Here is a 229-nt window from a genome sequence, read left to right on the forward strand (position 1 = left end):
CCGAACACAAAAACTTCCTCTGGCAAGGCCTGCGCATGTTGCGTGAAGAGACGCCGGGGCAGAGCAGTCTCTACATTTACGAGCCGGGCAGCTACGCGCCGTTGGCGAGAGTCGACCAAATCGAAGGCGAGGACCAGAAACTCTACTATTTCCACACCGACCAGATCGGCACGCCGCTGGAATTGACTGACGCCAAAGGCCAAATTGTCTGGCAGGCAACGTACAAGGC

1 protein-coding gene is annotated in these 229 nt (G+C 57.2%); it reads left to right on the top strand.

Going from position 1 to position 229, the window contains the following annotated elements:
• On the top strand, positions 1-229 hold a 229-nt coding region (locus GIR22_RS25905; protein WP_178122478.1), incomplete at both ends, for an RHS domain-containing protein.

The organism is Pseudomonas karstica, assembly GCF_009707515.1.
Classification (GTDB): domain Bacteria; phylum Pseudomonadota; class Gammaproteobacteria; order Pseudomonadales; family Pseudomonadaceae; genus Aquipseudomonas; species Aquipseudomonas karstica.